The sequence below is a fragment of the Cupriavidus sp. 09_S30 genome (assembly GCF_056930435.1).
In genome coordinates, this window is the sequence record NZ_JBXOWI010000002.1 from 1,164,123 (window position 1) to 1,186,155 (window position 22,033).

Here is a 22,033-nt window from a genome sequence, read left to right on the forward strand (position 1 = left end):
TGTCGGGATCGGGCGCTAGCCGAGCGCGGCGAGCGCAACGGGGTCGAGCAGCTCGATGCCCGCATAGTGCAGGCGCAGCAAGCCGCGCGCTTCGAGGTCACGCAAGGCCTGGTTGACGGTCTGGCGGGACAGGCCGAGCATCTGCGCCAGTTGTTCCTGCGGGATGCGCACCGTGCACGGCCCGCTCTGCTGCGCTTCGCACGCCGTGCCGGCGTGGCCTTGCGCCAGCGCTGCCAGGCGGCGCGCGGTGCGCGCCAGCGGTGGCAACAGCTGGGCTTCCTCGACGTAGCGGAAGGCCTGCCGGGTCTTGGCAGCGAGCAGGCGGCCGAACTCCGGCCACCATTGCGGATGCGCCTGCAGGCGATGCAGCAGCTTGTCGCGCGGCACCAGCATGACCGTGGCGGCGCTGGCGGCATGCGCATCGTGGGTGCGCTCCAGGCGGTCGAACAGGCAGATCTCACCGAACCAGGCGCCGGGCTCGAGCAGGCTCAGCAGCGCGGCCTTGCCGGCGGCGCTGACCACGTCGACCTGCACCGTGCCGCTCAGCACGCAGTACAGGCCCTCGAAGGGATCGCCGCGCGAGAACAGCGCCTGGCCGGCGGCGAGCGTGCGGCAGACGCCATCCTCCAGCAGCGCCTGGCGCAGCGCCGGCGGCAGCGAGCTGAACCACGCGCCGGCCTGCACCGGCGCGAACGGGTCGGGGGAAAGCGGGGGCGGCATGCGGGCCGACTGATGTGCAACGTCCATCGTTGATGTCTCCATGCGTGGCGGGGGCGGACTGTCAAAAACCGGACAGACCCCGCCAGCGCAGGCTAATACTATACGGCCAGACAAAGCGCCGCGCCGCCCTGGCATGCGGCGCGCGAGGAGACCCAATGAAGACCCTGATCGAGCACCTGGCCGGCTACGCGGCCTATCATCGCGACCCGCGCAATGTGATGACGCATTTCATCGGCATCCCGATGATCGTGCTTGCCGTCACCGCCCTGCTGGGCCGCCCGGCGCTGCCGCTTGCCGGCGGCACCGCCTTCCTGACGCCGGCGATGGTGCTTTACGCGCTGTCCTGCCTGTTCTACCTGCGCCTGTCACTGGGTTTCGGGCTGGCAATGATCGCTATTGTCGGAATTTTCCTCCAGGCCGGCGCCTGGATCGCAGCGCTGCCCACCGCGCAATGGTTGTGGCTGGGCATCGGCCTGTTCGTGGTGGGCTGGATCATCCAGTTCATCGGCCACTATTTCGAAGGCCGCAAGCCGGCCTTCGTCGACGACCTGGTCGGGCTGATCGTCGGTCCGCTGTTCCTGGTGGCCGAGGCCGCGTTCTGGCTGGGCCTGGCGCGCGAGACGCGCGATGCGGTGGAGGCCCGCGCGCACTGAGTCGCCCCGGCGGCCCGCATTCATCCTTAGCCGATCGCTGACCTGCCGCGCTCTCGTGCTGGCGGCCGATGCGATCGGCCGCCAGCACGCTTGCCTCGGGTGGCATGCCTTGGTCTTCGTCCTCCACTCCTACCCATAGCTCGATCCACCGCTCAGCGGACTGGCTCGATAACTGAGCCGTGTCGCCATCGCGCCCTGCGCGTGCCCCCATGTCGCGACGGCAGTGCGCAGCGTGTCCGCCCGCCGCGCGTGGACACCACATTCGTACTGCACTACACTCGTCCGCAAAGAAAACGCACGACCGTTCTAATTTATAGGTCCGACGCATGGTCGGCCATGAATCGTCGACATGACCATTGCGCCGGTGGCTTTTCCCTCGAAGTGCGACTGAAAGGAGACAAGGCATGGAATCGAAGAACGTTCCACAGGTGGCAGAGTTGTTGCGCGATGCGCCGAAGAACTGGGGCAAGTGGGGACCCGACGACGAGGTCGGCTCCCTGAACTACCTGACGCAGGCCGAAGTGCTGCGCGGCGTGGCGGCGGTGAAGTCGGGCAAGACCTTCACGCTGCAGATCCAGATGGGCAATCCGAAGGGCGATCCGGTATGGCCGGGCCGCGCGCAGGCACGCCGCCTGAACGTGATGGACAAGGGCCATTACCTGTGCGGAAAGGCCCCAGTCTTCCCCGGCGAGGCCGAGTATGCGGACGACATGATGATCATGTACCTGCAGGGCTCGACGCAGTATGACGCGTTGGGCCACGTCTGGTACGGCGACCAGCTGTGGAACGGCTACGATGCCAAATCGACCATCGGCGGCATGGAAAAGGCCAGTGTGCTGCCCATCGCCGAGCGGGGCGTAGTGGGGCGCGGCGTGCTGATCGACATGGCGCGCCATCGCGGCAAGGCCGTGCTCGATCCGGGCGAGACCTTCACGCACCGCGACCTGCTCGAAGCGGCCGAAGCCCAGGACGTACGCATCGAAAGGCACGACATCCTGATCGTCCGTACCGGCTGGATCGGCTCCTTCTACGAGCGCGACCAGGCAGAGTTCTACCAGAACTTCGTCGAGCCGGGCCTGACCTACAGCCCCGAACTGGTCGACTGGTTCCACAAGATGGAGATCCCGAACCTGGTGACGGACACGATCGCCAACGAGGTCACGGTCGATCCGGTTTCGGGCGTGGCGCTGCCGCTGCACAATGCGCTGATGCGCAACCTGGGTGTGACGCTGACCGAAATCGCGCAGCTGGACCCGCTCGCCGCAGACTGCGCCGACGACGGGCAATGGTCCTTCCTGTACACGGCGGCACCACTCAAGGTGGTCAACGGCAGCGGCGCGCCGGTCAACCCGGTGGTGATCAAGTAGGCGCCAGGCCGCGTTCGCGCGCCACGCGCTAGTCCGCGCCCGGCCTACGCGCCGGGCGCGTTCCGCTGGCGGCACGCCATTCCGTGCGCGCCGTCGCCCCCCAGCATCCGGGAAGGGTCCCATGACACCCAATGCCACACCCTATGACAGCAAGCCCTGGCTGGCCCTCTACGAGGCCGGTCAGCCGCAAACCATCACGCCGGAGTTCACCGACGCACTGAGCGTGTTCGGCGCCGCCGCGGCACGTGCCGGCGACCGTCCCGCCATCCTGTATTTCGACGGCAGCCTGAGCTATGCCGAGCTCGATGCCTGGTCCGATGCCTTGGCCTGCGCCTGGATCGAGCGTGGCTGCGCGCGCGGCGACCGGGTCGCGATCTACCTGCAGAACGTGCCGCAGTTCGTCATTGCCCTGCTGGCGGCCTGGAAGATCGGCGCCATCGCGGTGCCCGTCAACCCGATGAACCGGGCGCGCGAGCTGCGCCTGCTGCTGGCCGATTCCGGTGCCAGGATGCTGGTCTGCCACGTATCGCTATACGCGGACGTGGTGCGCCCGCTGCTGGCGCAGGAGACCGAGTTGGCCGCGCGCGGCGAGCCGGCGGTGATCCCCGCGGTGATGACCACCTCGGAGCTGGAGTACCAGACCCGCAACGACGCCCGTTTGTTTGCCAATGCCCGGCGCCAGTCGGGCGCAGGCGCCGAGGATCTGTCGACGGTCATCGCCGCCTATCGCGGGCGCAGGCCGCCATCGGTTTCACTCGGCCCGTCGGATATCGCCATGCTGGTCTACACCTCCGGCACCACCGGCGTGCCCAAGGGGGCAATGAACACGCACGGCAACGTGGCATTCAATGCCCAGGTCTACCGTGACTGGATCTCGCTGCGCGAGGGCGCGCCCATCCTCGGCGTGGCGCCCCTGTTCCATATCACCGGCCTGGTCGGCCATATCGCGGCGGCCTTCATCTGTGCCGCGCCGCTGGTGCTTGCCTGCCGCTTCGAGCCGGGCGTGGTGCTGGATGCCATCCGTGAGCATCGCGTGGCCTTCACCATCGGCTCGATCACCGTGTTCATCGCGCTGATGAATCACCCGCAGGCGACCCGGGAGCATTTCGCCACGCTGACCCGGATCTACTCCGGCGGCGCGCCGATCCCGCCCAGCGTGGTGGAAGCCTTCCGCGCGCGCTTCGGGCACTACATCCACAACGGCTACGGCCTGACCGAGACCAATTCACCCACGCACGTCGTGCCCTTCGGGCGCGAGGCGCCGGTTGACCCCGCCTCCGGCGCGCTGGCGGTCGGCGTGCCGGCCTTCAATGTCGAGTCCTATATCGGCGACAACGAAGGCCGTCCGTTGCCGGTAGGCGAGGTGGGCGAGATCATCTCGCGCGGGCCGATGATCGTGCCGGGCTACTGGAATAAGCCCCAGGAAAGCGCAAAGGCCATCGTCGACGGCTATTTCCGCACCGGCGACGTCGGCTTCATGGACGAGCACGGGTGGTTCTACCTCGTCGACCGCAAGAAGGACATGATCAACGCCGGCGGCTACAAGGTCTGGCCGCGCGAGGTGGAGGACGTGCTCTACACGCACCCGGCGGTGCGCGAGGCCGCGGTGGTGGGCGTGCCGGACGACTACCGCGGCGAGACCGTCAAGGCCGTGGTCAGCCTGAAGCCGCAGGCACAGGCAACGCCGGAGGAACTGGTGGCCTACTGCAAGGAACGCATGGCGGCCTACAAGTACCCGCGCATCGTGGCCATCATCGACGAACTGCCGAAGACCGTGACCGGCAAGATCCTGCGGCGGGAGCTGCGCGGCTAGCGGCCGATGGGCGAAGGGGGGCAGGGCGGCGCGGCGATCCTGCGGCGCCGTCCCTCGCCCGGACCACGCCAGCGCGGCGGAGCAGCGTTCGTCGTGCGGTAAAGAACCTGCTGCGTGCCCGTGTTGGCCCATCGCGCTGAGGTAAAGCAGCGACAAAATACGGGGTTTTCACTCGGTTTTCCGCTTCACACGCACGAAAACCCCTTGACGTCCCCTAGTTTCCGCTATGATTCAGTGGGCGCCGGCATGGGACGTACGTTTGCACGAATCGCAACCGCGATGCGCAGCGACGAACCGGCCGGCACTATTCTGTTCAACTTACGAATATCGATATGGCGACCAAAGCGAAACCGACCGCGAAGACTGCTGCAACCAAGCCCGCTGCCAAGAAGGCTGCGGCAACCAAGGCTCCCGTGAAGGCTGCTGCCAAGAAGGCCGCGCCGGCCGCTGCGCCGACCCCGCGTCCGCTGAAGGAAACCTTCAACAAGTCGAGCCTGGTCGCTCACCTGGTTGCTCAAACCCAACTGGAAGCCAAGGCCGTGAAGACGGTTCTGGCCCATCTGGAAAACACCATCGTCAGCGCGCTGCACAAGAAGGGCGCCGGCGAATTCACGCTGCCCGGCCTGCTGAAGGTCACGGCGCAGCAAGTGCCGGCCAAGAAGAAGCGCTTCGGCAAGGACCCGTTCACCGGTGAAGAGCGTTGGTTCCCGGCCAAGCCGGCCAGCGTCAAGGTCAAGGTCCGCCCGCTGAAGAAGCTGAAGGACGCTGCGCTGTAATTCGCCTTTCGCAGTCCAAGCTTGAAAGGGAGCCGCTTCGCGGCTCCCTTTTTTGCATTCAGGGCCCGCCACGCGGGCCCGCCGTCCGCACGCGGCAGAGGCGGCCGATGGGACAGGGGAGCGGCCGGCGTCGCCGGGTCACACGGCGAGGCTTGCCGGATGGGTGGGATAATCTCCCGGTTGCCGGCGTAGTGCCGGTGCTCAAGGAGTTCCCATGTTTTCTCGTCGTTACGGCGCGGTCTGGGCGGCCGCGCTGGGGCTGGTGGTGTTGGCCGGCCTTGCGTTCGCGCACCGCGTCTCGTTCTGGTGGACATTGCTGCCCGCGGTGCTGTTGCTGGTCGGCCTGCATGATCTGACGCAGACGCGCCACGCCATCCTGCGCAACTACCCGATCTGGGGCCACCTGCGCTTCTTTTTCGAGTTCGTGCGTCCGGAAATCCGGCAGTACTTCATCGAAGACGATACGGGCGAGATGCCCTTTTCCCGCCAGCAGCGCAGCATCGTCTACCAGCGCGCCAAGAGCGAGGTGGACAGCCGGCCCTTCGGCACCGAGCTGGACGTGCGCGCGGTCGGACACGAATGGGTCGGCCATTCGCTGGCACCCAGCCGCATCGAATCGGCGGATTTCCGCATCACGGTGGGCGCCGGGCGCGCCCAGCCCGTGGAGCTCTCAGTCTTCAATATTTCGGCGATGAGCTTCGGCGCGCTGTCCGGCAACGCCATCCGCGCGCTCAACCGGGGCGCTCGCATCGGCGGCTTTATCCACGATACGGGCGAGGGCTCGATCTCGCCCTACCACCGCGAGGAAGGCGGCGACCTGATCTGGGAGGTGGGATCCGGCTACTTCGGCTGCCGCCGGCCCGACGGCGGTTTCGACCCGGACAAGTTCGCCGAGCAGGCGCGCTCGCCGCAGGTCAAGATGATCGAGGTGAAGCTGTCACAGGGGGCCAAGCCGGGCCATGGCGGCGTACTGCCCGCCGCCAAGGTCACGCCTGAGATCGCCGCCACGCGCGGCGTGCCGATGGGGCAGGACTGCATCTCCCCAGCGGGGCACAGCGAGTTCTCCACGCCGCTGGGGCTGCTGCAGTTCGTCGAGCGCTTGCGCAATCTGTCGGGTGGCAAGCCGACCGGCTTCAAGCTGTGCATCGGCCATCCCTGGGAGTTCTTCGGCATCGTCAAGGCCATGCTGGAAAGCGGCATCCTGCCCGACTTCATCGTGGTGGATGGCGCCGAGGGCGGCACCGGTGCGGCGCCGCTGGAGTTCGTCGACCATATCGGCACGCCGCTGCAGGAAGGCCTGCTGCTGGTGCACAACACCCTGGTGGGCGTGAACCTGCGCGACAAGATCCGCATCGGCGCCAGCGGCAAGCTGGTCACCGCCTTCGACGTGGCGCGCACGCTGGCGATCGGCGCGGACTGGTGCAACTCGGCGCGCGGTTTCATGTTCGCGCTCGGCTGCGTGCAGGCGCAGAAGTGCCACACGGACCGCTGCCCGGTGGGCGTGGCCACCCAGGACCCGGTGCGGCAGCGCGCCGTGGTGGTGCCCGACAAGGCCGAGCGCGTGGCCGGCTTCCACCGCCACACCCTGCACGCACTGCAGGAACTGCTGCAGGCGGCGGGGCTGAGTCATCCGTCCGAGCTGCGCGCGCACCATATCGTGCGCCGTGTCTCGGCCAATGAGATCCACCTGCTGTCCGACCTGCTGAAATTCCTGGCGCCGGGCGACCTGCTCAATGGCAACTACCGCTACCAGCTCTACGAGAAGTACTGGCGGCTCGCGCGCGCCGACAGCTTCACGCTGTAGCGCCCTCGGCCGGGGCGGCGAGCGTGTGTCGGCTGCTTGCGCAGGCGCTCAGGCGCCTGGCGCAGGCAGGCGGGCGCGCCCGTGCTGGCGGAAGGCGGTGGGTGTCTGGCCCACGTGCCGCATGAAGAAGCGCGCGAAGTAGGCGGCGTCGGTGTAGCCCAGCGTGGCCGCGATCTGTTTGATGTCGAGGTCGCTGTAGAGCAGGTCGCGCTGCGCCTCCACGATCAGCCGCGAGTGGATCAGCTGCAGCGCCGAGCTGCCGGCCTGCTGGCGGCAGATGCGGTTGAGCTGGGTCGGCGACACGCCAAGCGCCGCGGCGTAGCGGCCGACGTCCTGGTGCTGGCGGAACTGCGCCTCCAGCAATTGCTGGAATTGCCGGAAACGCCGCGCGGTGCGTCCCTCGGCGGGCGCCGCTTCGGCCGCCGATCCGCCGGCGCGCCGCCTGGCGATGCCCACCAGCATCAACGACAGCAGCGCTGCCAGCGCGGCGCCCCGCCATAGCGAAACCGCATGGATTTCCGCGCGGAACAGGCCGAGCGCGCCGGCCAGGACATTGTCATCGTCCGCGGTCGTCCCGCTCGCGGGGCCGGCCCGCAGCCGGTCATGGAAGGGCCGCGCGAACAGCGGCAGCGCATCGGGCACGCCGGCCAGCAGGTTGCGCAGGTAGTGGTCGGTCATCGTGATGACGATGCCATCCACGTCCGGCGTGAAGCGGAAGCCGTGCACGCAGCGCGGCGGCACCGCCACCACCGTGCGGTCGGCCAGCGGCACCCGCTCCTCGTCGAGCAGCGCTTCGCCCGCGCCGTGATGCACGTACAGGATCTGGAAGAAACGCTCGTGCCGGTGCGGCTGGATTTCCCAGTCATTGACGCGGCTGCGCTCCGGGATCGATTCGAAATGCAGCTGCTCCAGCAGCGGCTCGTTGGAGTTGACCCCGTAGAGGGAGTAGGTGGGTACGGTTCTCATCGGGCAATGGCAGGCGCCGGATCCCGCCATTTTCCCGCCGGGCGGGGGCATCTGTCCAATGGTGGCGGCCATGACCGCCACCTTCGGGCATCGCCCGGGGTTGCCGCTTGCGCCTACTGGTCGGCCTTGGCTCCGGAGCGGCGCACGATCTCGGCCCATTTGCGGCCCTCGGCCACCGTGTAGCGCGCGAACTCCGCGGGCGAGGATCCGACCGGCTCGGCGCCCATCTCGGCGTACTGGCGCTGCACTTCCGGCTGCCTGAGCGCCAGCGCGGCGTTGGCCGCAAGCTTCTCCACTACCGCCGGCGGCGTGCCCCGCGGCACCCAGAGCCCGTACCAGGTGCTGATGTCGAAGCCCGGCAGGCCCGACTCGGCTACCGTCGGCACATCGGGCAGGGCGCGGGCGCGCTTGCTGGTCGTGACCGCCACGGCGCGCAGCTTGCCCGACTTGATAAAGGGCATGGCCGAGGGCATAGAGTCGAACATCAGTTGGATCTGTCCGCCCATCAGGTCGGTGAGCGCGGGGGAGCTGCCCTTGTAGGGCACATGCTGCATCGTCACATGCGCAGCCAGCTTGAACGACTCGCCGGCGAGCTGCTGGGCTGAGGCGTTGCCGGCCGAGCCGAAGTTCAGGCTGCCATTCTTTTGCCGGGCCAGCGCGATCAGGTCCTGCACGGTCCTGACCGGCGACTCATTGTTGACCACCAGCACCAGCGGCACGTCGGCGATCTGGGTGACGGGCACGAAGTCGCGGAAGGCGTCGTAGCGCATCTTGGGATAGATGCTGGGGTTGATCACGTGCAACGAGGCATTGGCCAGAATCGTATAGCCATCGGGTGCCGCCTTGGCCACCGCTTCCGCACCGATCATGCCGCTGGCGCCGGGTTTGTTGTCGACCACCACGGTCTGTCCCAGTGTTTCGCCCATGCGCACGGCCACCACGCGCGCCAGCAGGTCGGTCGGGCCGCCGGGCGGATAAGGCAGGACCAGGCGGATGGGCCGCTGCGGATAGACATCGGCGGCATCGGCGGACGGGGCGCACAGCATGGCCGCCGTGCCCAGCGCAGCCAGCAGCGCGAGCACCCGCGCCGGAGCGCGGCGTGCCGCGCCAGGGTTCGTCAGGCGGGCGCAGGCGCCCGCGGCAAGTCTTTGCATGGTTTTGTCTCCTCGGATTGCTCGATTCTTATTGCTCGATTCTTATCGCGACTTTGCCGACCACCTGCCTGGCTTCCAGCGCGTGCAGCGCGTCGGCCAGGCCGGTCATCGGGTACACCTTCGACACGGTCGGTCGAATCCTGCCTTCGCGCGCCCAGCCGAACAGGGTCTGCATCACCTCTTGCAGCGCGGCGGCGTGTTGGGCGCGCTCGTTGGCCGGCGTCCAGCCGATATAGCGTCCAAAGAAAAAGCCGTGCAGCGTCAGGTTCTTCACCAGCAACAGGTTCAGCGGCGCCTGCGGGATGCGTCCGCTGGCGAAGCCGATGCTGAGGATGCGGGCATTGGCGGCGGCGGCGCGCAGGGCCTGGTCGAACAGGTCGCCGCCGACCGGGTCTGCTACCACGTCGGCACCTCGGCCGCCGGTGAGATGCTTGACCTGGGCGGCGAGATCCTGCGGTGCAACCGCATGGGCCGCTCCGCGCCGGAGCGCTTCGGCACGTTTGGCATCGGTGCTGGCGCAGGCGATGACGATAGCGCCGAGCTGGTTCGCGATCTCAACGGCCGCCAGCCCGACGCCGGCGCCCGCACCGAGCACCAGCACGGTTTCCCCGGGCTGCAGGCCGCAGCGCCAGACCAGGCCGCAGTAGGCGGTGCCATAGGAGAGCGGGACCGGCAGCGCTTGCAGCGCATCGAGCCCGTCCGGCACCGGATAGACGGTGTATTCGGGAAGCTGGACCGCCTCGCCGAAGCAGCCCCAGTCGGCGATGGCGGCCACGCGGTCGCCGGGACGCAGCCGCGTCACCGCCGCGCCGCAGGACAGCACGCGCCCGACCGCCTCGGTGCCGGGCACGAAGGGAAGGGGTGGCCGGGTCTGGTAGCGGCCCGCCACCATCAGGCCGGTGGCATGGCTGACGCTGGCGTACTCGACGGCCAGCGTGACCGAATGCGCATCGTCCTGCGCGGGGCGGGTGATCTCGGCCAGCCGCACGGATTCCGGCGGGCCGAAGGCATCACAGTTCAAGGCGCGCATCGTGCCGGGCTTCATGCTGAGCCTCCGCGTAGTCCGGCGTTCGCCACCTTGGCCGATGCGCCGGCCGGCGCATCGGCCGGCGGCAGCGCCTGCCGGATCACGCCACTGCGCAGCCAGGCCTCAAGCTGCGCCGGCGCGATGCCCGCTTCGTGCAGCACGGCCTCGGTGTGCTCGCCGATGCGGGGCGCAGCGCCCGGCGCCCGGCGCAGCCGGCGGGCGGGGATGCCGGCGAAGGGCAGGATGCCGAGGCCCGGCTGCGACAGCGGCTGGAAGCTGCCTTGCTGCGCGGCCTGGGGGTGGTCCAGCACCTGCTGGTAGTCGCGCACGGGGGCGTGCAGCACGTCGTGCGCCTGCAGCACGCCTAGCCAGTGCGCCGTGTCATGGCAGGCAAGGCGCCGGGCCACCTCGGCGTTGAGCCATCCGGCATGCGCCATGCGGCCGGCGTTGTCGGCCAGGCGGGCATCTTGCAGCCATTCCGTCCGCTCGAGCGCCTGGCAGAGCCTTGCGAACTGGGCATTGTTGAGCGCCAGCACGCTGATGCTGCCGTCGCGCGTTGCGAATACGCCGTTGGGTGCGCTGACCGGGCCCGCCGCGACCGCGCCCTGGATCGCATACTCCAGGATATTGTTGGCCTGCAGCGCGCAACAGGCATCGAACAGGCTCAGTTCGACGTGGGCGCCGGGCAAGGCCTGGCCCTGCCGTTGGCTGGCTTCGATGCGAAAACGCCGGCATAGCGCGGCGGCGGCGGCCTGCGCAGCGTACAGCCCGGTGGCGGCATCGGCCAGGAGCATGCCGACGCGGCGCGGCGTGCCGTCGGCTGCCCGGTTGGTGAACATCAAGCCGCTGTCGGCTTGCATCACCGAGTCCGAAGCGGGGTAGTCGGCGTAGGGGCCGTCCGCGCCGTAGCCGCTGATCGAGACGTAGACCAGGGAGGGTTGCTGCTCGGCGAGGGTGGCATAGCCTACGCCGAGCCGCTCGGCCACCTGCGGGCGGAAGTTCTGCACGAGGATGTCGGCCTGGTGCGCCAGCGTGCGCAGCAGGTGCCTGCCTTCCTCGGTGGACGCATCGATGCAGACACTGCGCTTGCCGCCGTTGTAGGCCACCGACAGCGCGCTGAGTTCGCCGCGCACCACGCCGACGTGGCGGCCCCAGTCGCCCGCCGGCGGGTCTACCTTGACCACCTCGGCACCCTGCTGCCACAGGATATGCGCGCAGTAGGGGCCGGCGATGCCCTGGCTGATGTCGAGCACGCGCAGGCCGGCGAACGGCAGGTCGTGGTGATCGGTCTGAGCGGTCTCGCCGGCGGGCGAGGTGCCTGGCGGAAGGAGGGGGGCAGTGTTCGTTGTCATCGGAACGACGCAGGTTGCGGGCGATGGCTTATGCTAGGTCGCACCCCGCATTCGAACAATCCGCCAAGTTGTGCCACCCGTGTTGACTGATGATTGACAATTCCTTGGACCTGAACCTGGTCCGCCTCTTCGTCACGCTGGTCGAGTCGAAGACGCTCACTGCCGCCGCCGAGCGTTGCGGCATGACCCGCTCCAATGTGTCGCGTCGGCTCAAGCTGCTGGAGCAGCAACTGGGGGCGCAGCTCATGCGGCGCACCACGCGGCATGTCGAACTGACCGAGGCCGGGCGCCTGCTCTATGCACACGGGGTGCGCATGCTCGATGAACTGCAGGCGGCCGGTGCCTCCATCGACAGCCTGGGGCAGACCGTGCGCGGCGACGTGCGCATCCGCCTGCCGACCGGGCTCGGCCACCTCTATCTGGCGCAGGTGCTGCTGGAATTCGCGCAGCAGCACCCTGCCATCTCGCTGCGCGTGCTGATCAACGACTACATCGGCGACCTGATCTCGGCCGAGGTCGACGTGGCGCTCAAGATAACCTCCGCCCCGCCGGAAGACCACGTGGCCAGGCGCCTCTGCGCGGTGCGCTGGTGCTTGTGCGCCACGCCTGCCTTCCTGGCGCGGCGGGAGGCGATCGCCAGCCCGGCCGAGCTGGCTGGCTGCGAACTGATCGCGCCTGCCTCGTTCGGCCGGCGCTTCGACCTGAAGCTGATGTCGGCCGATACACCGCTGATCCTGCGCGTGGCGCCGCGCATCCAGTCCGGCGACTACCCCTTCCTGCGCGAGGCCGTGCTGGCCGGGCTGGGCGTGGCGCTGCTGCCGCGTTACGCGGTCTGGCAGCACATCGGCCGCGGCGAGCTGGTCGAGGTATTGCCCGCCTGCGAGCCGGAGGGCGTGGGCGACAGCATCTACATGCTGACTGCGCCGAACCGCTTTCCGACGCTGGCCACGCGCACCTTGATGGATTTCATCCGCGAGCGGCTGGCGGGGCGGGAGGAAGAGTGGGGCGGGAGCCAGTCGCAGCCGGTGAGTATCTGACGCAGGCAGCCGCGGCGCGGGGCGCACGCGGCGGCCGGCCGGAGCAGGATGAGGATGCACCCGGGCTTGCCGGGTGCGGCAGGTTTACTGGGGGCCCAGCTTGCGGATCAGCGCGTCGAGCTGCGCCATCTCCTGGGCATCCAGGTCCGTCAGCGGTGCGCGCACCGGTCCGGCGTCGCGGCCGACCAGCCTGGCGCCGGCCTTGACGATGCTGACCGCATAGCCCGCGCGGCGGTTGCGGATTTCCAGGTAGGGCAGGAAGAACTCGTCGAGCAGCTTGCCGACGGTGGCGTGGTCGTCCGCCGCGATGGCGCGGTAGAAGTCCATCGCCGTCTTCGGGATGAAGTTGAACACGGCGGACGAATAGACCGGCACGCCCAGCGCCTTGTAGGCGGCGGCATAGACCTCGGCGGTGGGCAGGCCGCCCAGGTACGACAGGCGATCGCCCAGGCGGCGGCGGATGCGCACCATGTTTTCGATCTCGCCCACACCGTCCTTGAAGCCGATCAGGTTGGGGCAGCGGTCGGCCGCTTGCTCCAGCATGTCGGCGGTAAGGCGGGAGTTGGCGCGGTTGTAGACGATCACGCCGATGTCGATGGCCTTGCAGACTTCCTCGATGTGGGCGCCGATGCCCGCTTCACAGGCCTCGGTGAGGTAGTGCGGCATCAGCAGGATGCCCTTGGCGCCCAGCCGCTGGGCTTCCTTCGCGTAGGCGATGGCGGTGCGCGTGGGGCCGCCCGCGCCGGCCAGGATGGGTACCTTGCCCGCGCACGTTTCCACCGCGGTGCGGATCACGTTGGAATAGTCGTCGGGCGTCAGCGAGAAGAACTCACCCGTGCCGCCGGCGGCGAACAGGGCAGATGCGCCGTAGGGGGCCAGCCATTCGAGCCGCTCGACATAGGTTTCGGGGCGGAAATTGCCCTGGGCATCGAAGTCGGTGACGGGGAAGGAGAGCAGGCCTTCGGAGACGATCTGCTTCAGTTCTTGCGGTGTGGTCATGGGCTTGCGTCCGGTTAGCCGTGAGGGCGATGGGTTGACGGATGATGTTTCGCGTTTTGTTATATGTCATCGTACAACTAGATGGAGATCGACGCAAGCTGGCTCCACGGAAACCGCGTCAAGGAAAACGCGAGGTGTGGTGCGATAGATGTCGAAGTGGCGAAGGGCAGGGCAGAGCGGCAACGCGGAGTCTGTCCTCGGCCCGTGCAGTAGCGCGGATGCGGCGGATGCGAGGCCGTTGCGGCCGGTTCGCCGGGCTCGCGGAGATGATCTGACATCGTCTGGCGAACGATCCTAGGGTAAACACGGAATCTTCTGCGTAGGCCGTCTCCCTATAATCCAAGTCATACGATGACATATCACAGCGTACCGGCCAGTCGATACGTATCCGGTTCGTTTGCCGCTGTGAGGAGACCCGATGCAACTCACCCAATCCCTTTCCGCGGCCGGCGAGGCCGCGCGCCGCAGCCGCGTTCGCTACTGGATCCTGCTGATGATCTTCGTGGTGACCACGGTCAACTACGCCGACCGTGCCACCTTGTCCATCACCGGGCCAGCCATGCGGCAGGAATTCGGCTTCAGCGCCGTGCAGATGGGCTATATCTTCTCCGCCTTCAGCTGGGCCTATGTGATGGCGCAGATCCCGGGCGGCTGGCTGCTGGACCGCTTCGGCGCACGGCGCGTCTACGCCGTCAGCATCTTCGTGTGGTCGTTGTTTACCTTGATGCAGGGCTGGCTGGGCATGTTCGCCACCGTTGGCGCCGCGGTGACGGTGCTGTTCATGCTGCGCTTTGCCGTGGGCCTGGCAGAGTCGCCGGCCTTCCCGGCCAACGCCAAGGTCGTGGCGAGCTGGTTTCCCACGGCCGAGCGCGGCACCGCATCGGCCATTTTCAATGCGGCGCAGTACTTTGCCGCGGTGGTCTTCACGCCGCTGATGGCGTGGCTGACCCACGCGCTGGGCTGGCATCACGTCTACCTGTGGATGGGCGTGCTCGGCATGGCGCTCGCCCTCCTGTGGCTCAAGCTGGTGCACAGCCCGGCCACGCATCCTGCGGTGAACCGCGCCGAGCTGGAGTACATCGAGCAGGGCGGCGGCCTGATCCACATGAACGAGGGGGCGCAAGCGGGGCAGGAGCAGGCCGGTCCGGGCAAGTGGTTCTATGCGCGCCAGCTTCTGTCCAACCGCATGCTGGCCGGGGTCTACCTGGGCCAGTACTGCATCAATGTGCTGACCTACTTCTTCCTGACGTGGTTTCCCGTCTACCTGGTGCAAGCGCGCGGCATGTCCATCCTGAAGGCCGGCTTCGTCGCCTCGCTGCCGGCGATCTGCGGCTTCCTGGGGGGCGTGCTGGGCGGCGTGATCTCCGACGCGCTGCTGCGCCGCGGCCGTTCGCTCACGATGGCGCGCAAGGTGCCCATCGTGCTGGGCATGCTGCTCTCGATCAGCATGGTGGCTTGCAACTACGTCGACAGCGAGTGGCTGGTGGTCGGCATCATGGCGCTGGCCTTCTTCGGCAAGGGCATCGGCGCGCTGGGCTGGGCCGTGGTGGCGGATACCGCGCCCAAGGAAGTGATCGGGCTGGCGGGCAGTATCTTCAATATGTTCGGCAACGTGGCGGGCATCGTCACGCCGATCGTGATCGGCTATATCCTGAGCGCGACGGGCTCCTTCAATGGCGCGCTGGTGTTCGTCGGCATCAATGCGCTGGTGACCGTGATCAGCTACCTGGTGATCGTCAAGGAAATCCGCCGCGTGGAACTGAAACATGCGTGAGGCCGGCCGGCGCGGTTGGCCCGTCGCACGGGCAACGATGCGCGGCACGGCCGCGCGATGATTACGAGCAGCAAGGACGCAGTGATGTCGGATCGAGCAAGCACAAGCATCGCCCAGGGCCGGACGGCGCCGGGCGCACAAGAGGGCAAGGAAGGGAATGGCATGGCGCCGCTCTACATCCGCATGCACCCGCAGGACAATGTGGCCATCGTGGCCAACGACGGCGGCCTGCCCGAGGGCAGCGTGTTTGCCTGCGGCCTGGTGCTGCGGGAGCGCGTGCCGCAGGGCCACAAGGTGGCGCTGGCAGACCTGGCCGCGGGCGATCCCGTGATCCGCTACAACGTGGTGATCGGCTACGCATCACGCGATCTGCCGCGTGGTTCCTGGGTCAATGAGCGGGTGATCGAGATGCCGCCCGCGCCGGAGCTGGACGATTTGCCCATCTGCACGCGCGCCGCCGAGCCGATGCCGCCACTCGAAGGCTATACGTTCGAGGGCTACCGCAACGCGGACGGTTCGGTCGGCACGCGCAATATCCTCGCCATCACCACCACGGTGCAGTGCGTGTCCGGCGTGGTCGAGCATGCCGTGCGCCGCATCAAGGCAGAGCTGCTGCCGCGCTACCCGAACGTGGACGACGTCATCGGACTGGAGCATACCTACGGCTGCGGCGTGGCGATCGACGCGCCGGACGCCGTGGTGCCCATACGCACGCTGCGCAATATCGCGCTGAACCCCAACTTCGGCGGCACCGCCATGATGGTCAGCCTGGGTTGCGAGAAGCTGCAGCCCGAGCGCCTGATGCCGCCGGGCACCATCCCGATCCAGACCGGGGCGGGCGAGGTGCAGGTCGGCGTGGTCTGCCTGCAGGACGAGCAGCATGTGGGCTTCGCCTCGATGATCGAGTCCATCATGAAGATGGCCGAAACGCAGCTGGCCACGCTCAACGCCCGCCGCCGCGTAACCTGCCCGGTGTCCGACCTGGTGGTCGGTGTGCAGTGCGGTGGCAGCGATGCCTTTTCCGGCGTGACCGCGAATCCGGCGGTGGGCTATGCCACCGACCTGCTGGTACGCGCCGGCGCCGCCGTGATGTTCTCCGAGGTGACCGAGGTGCGCGATGGCATTGGCCAGCTCACCGCGCGCGCGGCCACGCCGGAAGTGGCGCAGGCCATGATCCGCGAGATGGCCTGGTATGACCACTACCTCGAGCGCGGCCGGGTCGACCGCAGCGCGAACACCTCGCCGGGCAACAAGAAGGGCGGCCTGTCCAACATCGTCGAGAAGGCCATGGGCTCGATCGTCAAATCGGGCAGTGCGCCGATCAGCGGCGTGCTGGCGCCGGGCGAGAAGCTGCGCCAGAAGGGCCTGATCTACGCGGCCACGCCGGCCAGCGATTTCATCTGCGGCACCTTGCAGCTGGCTGCCGGCATGAACTTGCACGTCTTCACCACCGGCCGCGGCACGCCGTACGGCCTGGCCGAGGTGCCCGTCATCAAGGTGGCCACGCGCAGCGACCTGGCGCGCCGCTGGCACGACCTGATGGACGTGGACGCCGGGCGCATCGCCACCGGCCAGGCCACCATCGAGGAGGTGGGCTGGGAACTGTTCCGGCTGATGCTGGATGTGGCCAGCGGTCGCAAAGAGACCTGGGCCGAGCACCACAAGCTGCACAATGCGCTGGCGCTGTTCAATCCGGCTCCGGTGACTTGAGCGGGCGTCTGTCCCGACATCTGCTGCCACCACACGCCGAATTTCGTCGATCAGGTCGGCGTCATCGGTCGGCCTGGCGCGACGGCCATTCACCCAGTCCGCAGGCCGGGCCTGCCACGTTCGAGCGCGCTACACCGAGTACTTCGTTTCAGGGGGCCGCTCCAATCGCGGGCGACGATGGCTCTCCTCTAAGCGTGTACGGGACTCGGGGCCATTCAAGAGCTACTTGTCGGTTCGTAAGGTGCCCGCGACCCTGTGCGGTCAAACTGATATTCTGGAACGCCCCATTAGGCGGTATGGAATGCGAGAACTTTCGGCGTCGGCTTTGAGGCAACCGGGAGCGGGCGGCGCCGACTCCGACACATAGCGAAGGACGTTATCTCCAGTTATCCAGATTCGGATAATTATCCCCCCGATATAACGCGGTATAGGGGCAGGCGCTCGCACGTTGGTGTACTTCGACGCTGAGTCGTCGCTGACAACATTTTCGCTCGGCGTATGTCTCTTATTTGGTAGGGTGATGACAAAGCGGACCAGACAGCCCAGGTGTCGGCCGAGCAGCACGCCTGCCCGATGACAAAGAGGCGTCTGCATGCCTTGCCAAGAGGGCGGAAGCAGAGCATTCCGAGACGAAATTTCAGTGCTGACTTAATAGTGATTCAGCATGTTGGATTTGCGAAAGTATCAAAATTGTTGGTGAACAATGTAGGATAAGAAATGACCACTTAAGGAATGGAGACATCATGGCTACCTACAAGCAGCTGATGGCAGAAAAGGAAGCGCTCGAGGCCCAGCTCGCGGAAGTTCGCGCAACTGAAGTTGCTGGCGTCATCGAGACAATCCGGAGCTTGATGGCGGAGTATGAGCTGACCGTCGATGACATTGCCACCAAGCGTCGCCGTGGACGACCGGTTGGTGTCGGCAAGGCGAATGCTGCGCCGAAGGCGAAGTCCGGGCTGCCGCCGAAATATATGGACCCGAAGACCGGAGCGACCTGGTCGGGACGGGGCCGTGCGCCGGCATGGCTCGGCAAGAATCGGGCGAAATTCCTGATTGCAGAGTAGCGTCGTGCTGCGTCGTCGCGGCTGAAGCACATTGGTAGAGACCTACTACCAGCAGCTTCCCTCCGGCGAGCGACTGGGCGTTGGCGAGGTCCCATGCGCAGGGCACCGAGAGGCACCACTCGCCCTGAAAACAGAAAAGCTCTTCGCATTAGCGGAGAGCTTTGTCGTTCAGGCTGAGCAGGGAAGCAGGCGACTATAGTTTGCGAATCTGCGAGGCTTGCGGGCCTTTCGGCCCCTGCTTGATTTCAAATTCGACCTTGGCACCTTCATCGAGCGACCGGTATCCAGAACCTTGGATTTCCGACTGGTGGGCAAACAAGTCCGGTCCGCCGTCGTCAGGGGTGATGAACCCAAAGCCTTTTTCGTTGTTGAACCACTTCACAGTGCCAGTCGCCATCTCGTCCTCTCAATAGGATGCACACGGGCTGCCTTCTGAGACACTCCGCCCCAGAATCCCAGCCCCGACACACGGGTTGACTGCAGTACAGCGCTCCAAACTGCCAGCATAGCTGAAGAGGAGCGCAGGCGGCATCCCAGGGTTTACCTCTGGGTTAGCGAGATGAGGATGGCGTAGCGCCGGTTGCGAGAGGGGCCGGACACGTCGCTGCGGACCGCCAACTGCGATGAAGTGCACAAGCTGAGGTTACTCAGCCCAAATGGTATCGACGTCCCGCAATAGATGCCCGGCCAAGATGTCGTATCACGCGAGTGTACGTCCGCCGATAGATTTGCACAGTCACGCGCTGGCCGAACTGAGAGTGTAGGCTTGGGCTCGTCGGAGACGTCCTGAGTCTTCAATTTTCTGTGGATACGACTTGGTTATGGGGCAGGGCTATGGGGAACCTATGCTCAGCCTTCCCCAAATCTGGGGTGGAAAGACCAATGGGAGCTGCGTCGCGTCCAAATGCGTGTCATCCAGGCAGCCCTCAAAGGTGCCGCTACCGGAGTGCCCCTGGAGGACCGAAAGTGTGACGCTAAATTCGGCAACTCCGTAGCCGCAGCCGCCAATGCTTTGGTGCAAATCAGAGGGCCACATTACCCAGCCCCCAGTCACTTTGCCACCATACACGGTGCCGTCGGCTTGTTTCCAGAGCCATTTGCCCCCGACGACTCTTACCTCATGACCGATTCCCGCCGTGCCCCTACGGTCGATGCTGGCAGTCCAGACCCCGCCTGGGCCGCTGTTTGTCCATTGGCACGATTCGGCGGCTTCCTGTGACGTTCCGGCGAACTTCACGCCGCTGGCCCCGCTGCCGGACCCAGCGCCCTGGGACACCTCGACGCCAGACAGACAGGTCTGCGCATGGAAGCTCGTATGGGCACAGGCAGTGAGCCACAGAACGAGCATCGCTGACGCGACCGCCCGGGCTAGTGCAAAGGAGCTCGGATTCATAGTGCCCCCGCATGAAGCAACCTATCGTTCATAGCTTAGGAGGCCAATCGGAGCAGACGCAAGTCGGAAGTCGACGTATTCACGGGCAGCGTGCGCTTTCAGACCAAGTTGGGCAAAAGAGGAAAAACCACACGCCTGTTCGAAATCTTCCAACCGTTTAAGGACAGTTCGACGGGTGTCTTGGCGTAAAAGAGGAGAGGCCAAATTCCTCATGGCTAAGCCGTCGTCTGCCGTGGCAACAATGGAAACTTCTTTGGGGGCGGTCGGCAAGCTCGACAAAGCGCCAGGGCTGGTGGACTCGGCGGCCGTACCCGATGCTTACCGCTGCGACAATGTGGGTGGCACCCGGATGTGCATCTCATGCATCACATGCATCAGCCGGGCAAATCAAGGAGATTGTCCACCAGCGCGAGAACGGTAGGGACGTTGTCGAGTCTTCTCTAGTCCGCCTTTGCCCCGGAAATGCGAACTTGTTCTGCAGCAATGGGCATCTGTTTCTTGACGAACGTCCAGAACTCATCCACACCCATCGGCTTGATCGGCAGTGAGCCTTGTTCCAAGAACTGCTTTTGAAGCTCGGGGTCTCGCAAGGCCTGGTGCAGCGCGGCGTTCAGCTTTTCCAGCGCCGGCCTTGGAGTGTTCGCTGGGGCCACTAACCCATACCAGGAATCGGTATAGAACCCCTTTACACCGGCTTCGTCGAATGTTGGCACGTCGGGAAGCGCTGGCAGTCGCTGATGCGCCGCCACGGCAAGCGGACGAACTTTGCCAGAGCGGATGAATGGAAGCGCTCCCGTCGTGATGACGAAGTCGACCCGGCCGGCCATCAGGTCGGTCATTGCAGGGGCGGTCCCTTTAAACGGGATGTGTACTACCTCCACGTTGGCCAGCTTCTTGAATACCGCGCCTGCGAGATGCTGGCTTGAGCCGACACCACCTGAGCCGTAGTTCAGCTGACCAGGTTGAGCGCGCGCCTTTTCAATCAGTTCCCGGACAGAACGATACGGAGAGTCTTTGGGAACGAGCAACACGCCTGGCGAGGTCGTAATCAGGCCAATTGGCGCAAAGTCTTTAATCGGGTCGTGATTCAGCCGGCTGTAAAGCGCGGAATTCAGGCCGTGCGAGGCTACCGTGGCAAGCATGATCGTGCTGCCATCCGGTTTCGCGCGGGAGGCGACGTCCGTGCCGATGTTGCCGCCTGCACCAGCACGGTTGTCGATGACGATGGATTGCGCCAGCGCCTTGGACATCTGCGAAGATACCAGACGGGAAACGGCGTCCGAGGGGCCACCTGCAGGCCATCCGACGACCATGGTAATCGGACCGGGAGGCAATGCAGTCTGCGCAGACAGGAGGGCAGGGCATGCCAGTATCGTGGAACATGCCGCGGCTCGGAAGAACCGGCTTACTTCTCCTGCCATGGCATCTCCTTCCACAGTTGACGGAAGCCCGCCTCCCCACGCTCGAGTTCGGCGGCATAGGCAGCGGGGGCGAGATAGCGCAGTGGCGCAAACATGGCGTCAGCTTGCTGCTTGAACTGGATGTCCGCGGCAACCTTCGCCATGGCGTCGACAAGCTTCTTCTTTACCGGCTCCGGCAGCCCTTTTGGCGCCGCGAGCCCGCGCAACGATGCCAGCTCGATGTTGTAGCCCTGCTCGCGGAAGGTCGACACATTGGGCGCAAGCACCGCGCGTGCAGCTCCCATCTGTCCCAGGAACTTGAGAGACGTGCCGCCCTTCTGGTAAGCCAAGGCCTCGCCCACGTTGATGGCGCCAATCGTGATTTGCTGACCAGCCAGGGCGCCGCGGACTTCGCCGGCGCCCTTGTAGCCCACGTGCGTCATTTTTACGCCAGACGCCTTTTCGAACATAAGCATGGCGAGATGGTCGTCGGAGCCCACGCCCGTGGTGCCCACAGTGACCGCGCCGGGGTTTGCCTTGGCGTACTTTACGAGCGCCGCCAGCGAATCCAGGTTGCTGGACTGGCTAACGGTGAATGCGCCTGGGTCGTCCACCAGGTTGCCGATCAGGTCATAGCTCTTCCAAGTGAACGTCGTCTTGCGTTCGATGGGAATGGTCAGCAGGTTCGGCGTATTGATGAAGCCAATGGTGTAGCCGTCTGGCGTGGCGCGTGCCAGCTCGGCAAAGCCAATGGCGCCACCCGCGCCTGGCTTGTTCTGTACGACGATGGTTGCGCCAAGCTCCTTCTCGAGGTGTCGTGCCAGCAAGCGGGCAACCAGGTCAGTGCCGCCTCCTGGCGCGTACGCGACAATCATCTCGATTGGGCGACTCGGCCATGCTGTGGCTTCGGCCCTGGCTGCGAGTGGCGCTAGAGCGCCAATCATGCCAGCGAGCGAGCACGCGCCAAGGCAAACGGAAAGGCGCCGACGACGGGAGTTGGGAGTGGAATGCATGGTTTGTCTCC

The 22,033-nt window shown here is 66.3% G+C and carries 18 protein-coding genes and 1 pseudogene; 9 read left to right on the plus strand and 10 right to left on the minus strand.

Features of this window, described 5'->3' with window-relative positions:
* Positions 1 to 15 precede the first annotated feature (15 nt).
* Positions 16 to 747: a Crp/Fnr family transcriptional regulator gene (locus AC1Z3O_RS25395; protein ID WP_483518670.1), complete on the minus strand. Its 732-nt coding sequence runs from the start codon at positions 745 to 747 to the stop codon at positions 16 to 18.
* Between the two features lie 128 nt (positions 748 to 875).
* Between AC1Z3O_RS25395 and AC1Z3O_RS25400 the strand changes: the two genes are divergently transcribed.
* The 5 genes from AC1Z3O_RS25400 to AC1Z3O_RS25420 all read left to right on the plus strand — a co-directional run bounded on the left by AC1Z3O_RS25400 (position 876) and on the right by AC1Z3O_RS25420 (position 7,133).
* Complete coding sequence (locus AC1Z3O_RS25400; RefSeq protein WP_483518672.1) at positions 876 to 1,373, plus strand: Mpo1 family 2-hydroxy fatty acid dioxygenase; 498 nt, start codon at positions 876 to 878, stop codon at positions 1,371 to 1,373.
* 404 nt (positions 1,374 to 1,777) lie between these two features.
* The gene (locus tag AC1Z3O_RS25405) at positions 1,778 to 2,740 is read left to right on the plus strand and encodes a cyclase family protein (RefSeq protein ID WP_483518674.1); all 963 of its coding nucleotides are present in this window, start codon (positions 1,778 to 1,780) and stop codon (positions 2,738 to 2,740) included.
* Between the two features lie 121 nt (positions 2,741 to 2,861).
* Positions 2,862 to 4,553 carry a class I adenylate-forming enzyme family protein gene (locus AC1Z3O_RS25410; RefSeq protein ID WP_483518676.1) on the plus strand — a complete coding sequence of 564 codons (1,692 nt, stop codon included), beginning with the start codon at positions 2,862 to 2,864 and terminating at the stop codon, positions 4,551 to 4,553.
* Positions 4,554 to 4,885: 332 nt separating this feature from the next.
* Positions 4,886 to 5,329, plus strand: coding sequence for an HU family DNA-binding protein (locus tag AC1Z3O_RS25415; RefSeq protein WP_483518678.1), 444 nt, complete (start codon positions 4,886 to 4,888; stop codon positions 5,327 to 5,329).
* A gap of 214 nt (positions 5,330 to 5,543) precedes the next feature.
* Positions 5,544 to 7,133, plus strand: coding sequence for an FMN-binding glutamate synthase family protein (locus AC1Z3O_RS25420; protein WP_483518680.1), 1,590 nt, complete (start codon positions 5,544 to 5,546; stop codon positions 7,131 to 7,133).
* Between the two features lie 48 nt (positions 7,134 to 7,181).
* Here AC1Z3O_RS25420 and AC1Z3O_RS25425 read toward each other — a convergent pair whose 3' ends face one another.
* The 4 genes from AC1Z3O_RS25425 to AC1Z3O_RS25440 form a co-directional block, all read right to left on the minus strand.
* Positions 7,182 to 8,099, minus strand: coding sequence for a helix-turn-helix domain-containing protein (locus AC1Z3O_RS25425; protein WP_483518682.1), 918 nt, complete (start codon positions 8,097 to 8,099; stop codon positions 7,182 to 7,184).
* A 113-nt stretch (positions 8,100 to 8,212) separates the two neighbouring features.
* Entirely contained in the window at positions 8,213 to 9,253 is a 1,041-nt protein-coding gene (locus AC1Z3O_RS25430; RefSeq protein ID WP_483518684.1) for a tripartite tricarboxylate transporter substrate binding protein, read from the minus strand.
* 28 nt (positions 9,254 to 9,281) lie between these two features.
* The gene (locus tag AC1Z3O_RS25435) at positions 9,282 to 10,283 is read right to left on the minus strand and encodes an NADPH:quinone oxidoreductase family protein (protein ID WP_483521988.1); all 1,002 of its coding nucleotides are present in this window, start codon (positions 10,281 to 10,283) and stop codon (positions 9,282 to 9,284) included.
* Between the two features lie 11 nt (positions 10,284 to 10,294).
* Entirely contained in the window at positions 10,295 to 11,632 is a 1,338-nt protein-coding gene (locus tag AC1Z3O_RS25440; RefSeq protein ID WP_483518686.1) for a CaiB/BaiF CoA transferase family protein, read from the minus strand.
* Between the two features lie 89 nt (positions 11,633 to 11,721).
* Between AC1Z3O_RS25440 and AC1Z3O_RS25445 the strand changes: the two genes are divergently transcribed.
* Positions 11,722 to 12,669 carry a LysR family transcriptional regulator gene (locus AC1Z3O_RS25445; RefSeq protein WP_483518688.1) on the plus strand — a complete coding sequence of 316 codons (948 nt, stop codon included), beginning with the start codon at positions 11,722 to 11,724 and terminating at the stop codon, positions 12,667 to 12,669.
* Positions 12,670 to 12,753: 84 nt separating this feature from the next.
* Here AC1Z3O_RS25445 and kdgD read toward each other — a convergent pair whose 3' ends face one another.
* Positions 12,754 to 13,668, minus strand: coding sequence for a 5-dehydro-4-deoxyglucarate dehydratase (gene kdgD / locus AC1Z3O_RS25450; RefSeq protein ID WP_483518690.1), 915 nt, complete (start codon positions 13,666 to 13,668; stop codon positions 12,754 to 12,756).
* Between the two features lie 418 nt (positions 13,669 to 14,086).
* Between kdgD and AC1Z3O_RS25455 the strand changes: the two genes are divergently transcribed.
* Both AC1Z3O_RS25455 and garD read left to right on the plus strand, forming a co-directional pair.
* Complete coding sequence (locus tag AC1Z3O_RS25455; RefSeq protein WP_483518692.1) at positions 14,087 to 15,442, plus strand: MFS transporter; 1,356 nt, start codon at positions 14,087 to 14,089, stop codon at positions 15,440 to 15,442.
* 162 nt (positions 15,443 to 15,604) lie between these two features.
* The gene (gene garD / locus AC1Z3O_RS25460) at positions 15,605 to 17,152 is read left to right on the plus strand and encodes a galactarate dehydratase (protein ID WP_483521990.1); all 1,548 of its coding nucleotides are present in this window, start codon (positions 15,605 to 15,607) and stop codon (positions 17,150 to 17,152) included.
* Between the two features lie 24 nt (positions 17,153 to 17,176).
* Here garD and AC1Z3O_RS25465 read toward each other — a convergent pair.
* Positions 17,177 to 17,297 (minus strand): annotated as a pseudogene (locus AC1Z3O_RS25465) (IS3 family transposase); the annotation flags it as partial.
* Between the two features lie 598 nt (positions 17,298 to 17,895).
* Between AC1Z3O_RS25465 and AC1Z3O_RS25470 the strand changes: the two are divergent.
* Positions 17,896 to 18,216: an H-NS histone family protein gene (locus AC1Z3O_RS25470; RefSeq protein WP_483518694.1), complete on the plus strand. Its 321-nt coding sequence runs from the start codon at positions 17,896 to 17,898 to the stop codon at positions 18,214 to 18,216.
* A 193-nt stretch (positions 18,217 to 18,409) separates the two neighbouring features.
* Here AC1Z3O_RS25470 and AC1Z3O_RS25475 read toward each other — a convergent pair whose 3' ends face one another.
* The 3 genes from AC1Z3O_RS25475 to AC1Z3O_RS25485 all read right to left on the minus strand — a co-directional run bounded on the left by AC1Z3O_RS25475 (position 18,410) and on the right by AC1Z3O_RS25485 (position 22,022).
* Complete coding sequence (locus tag AC1Z3O_RS25475) at positions 18,410 to 18,613, minus strand: cold-shock protein (RefSeq protein ID WP_483518696.1); 204 nt, start codon at positions 18,611 to 18,613, stop codon at positions 18,410 to 18,412.
* 1,436 nt (positions 18,614 to 20,049) lie between these two features.
* Entirely contained in the window at positions 20,050 to 21,030 is a 981-nt protein-coding gene (locus tag AC1Z3O_RS25480; RefSeq protein WP_483518698.1) for a Bug family tripartite tricarboxylate transporter substrate binding protein, read from the minus strand.
* Positions 21,015 to 22,022, minus strand: coding sequence for a tripartite tricarboxylate transporter substrate binding protein (locus AC1Z3O_RS25485; protein ID WP_483518700.1), 1,008 nt, complete (start codon positions 22,020 to 22,022; stop codon positions 21,015 to 21,017). Before AC1Z3O_RS25485 ends, AC1Z3O_RS25480 begins: the two co-directional genes overlap by 16 nt.
* Positions 22,023 to 22,033 lie beyond the last annotated feature (11 nt).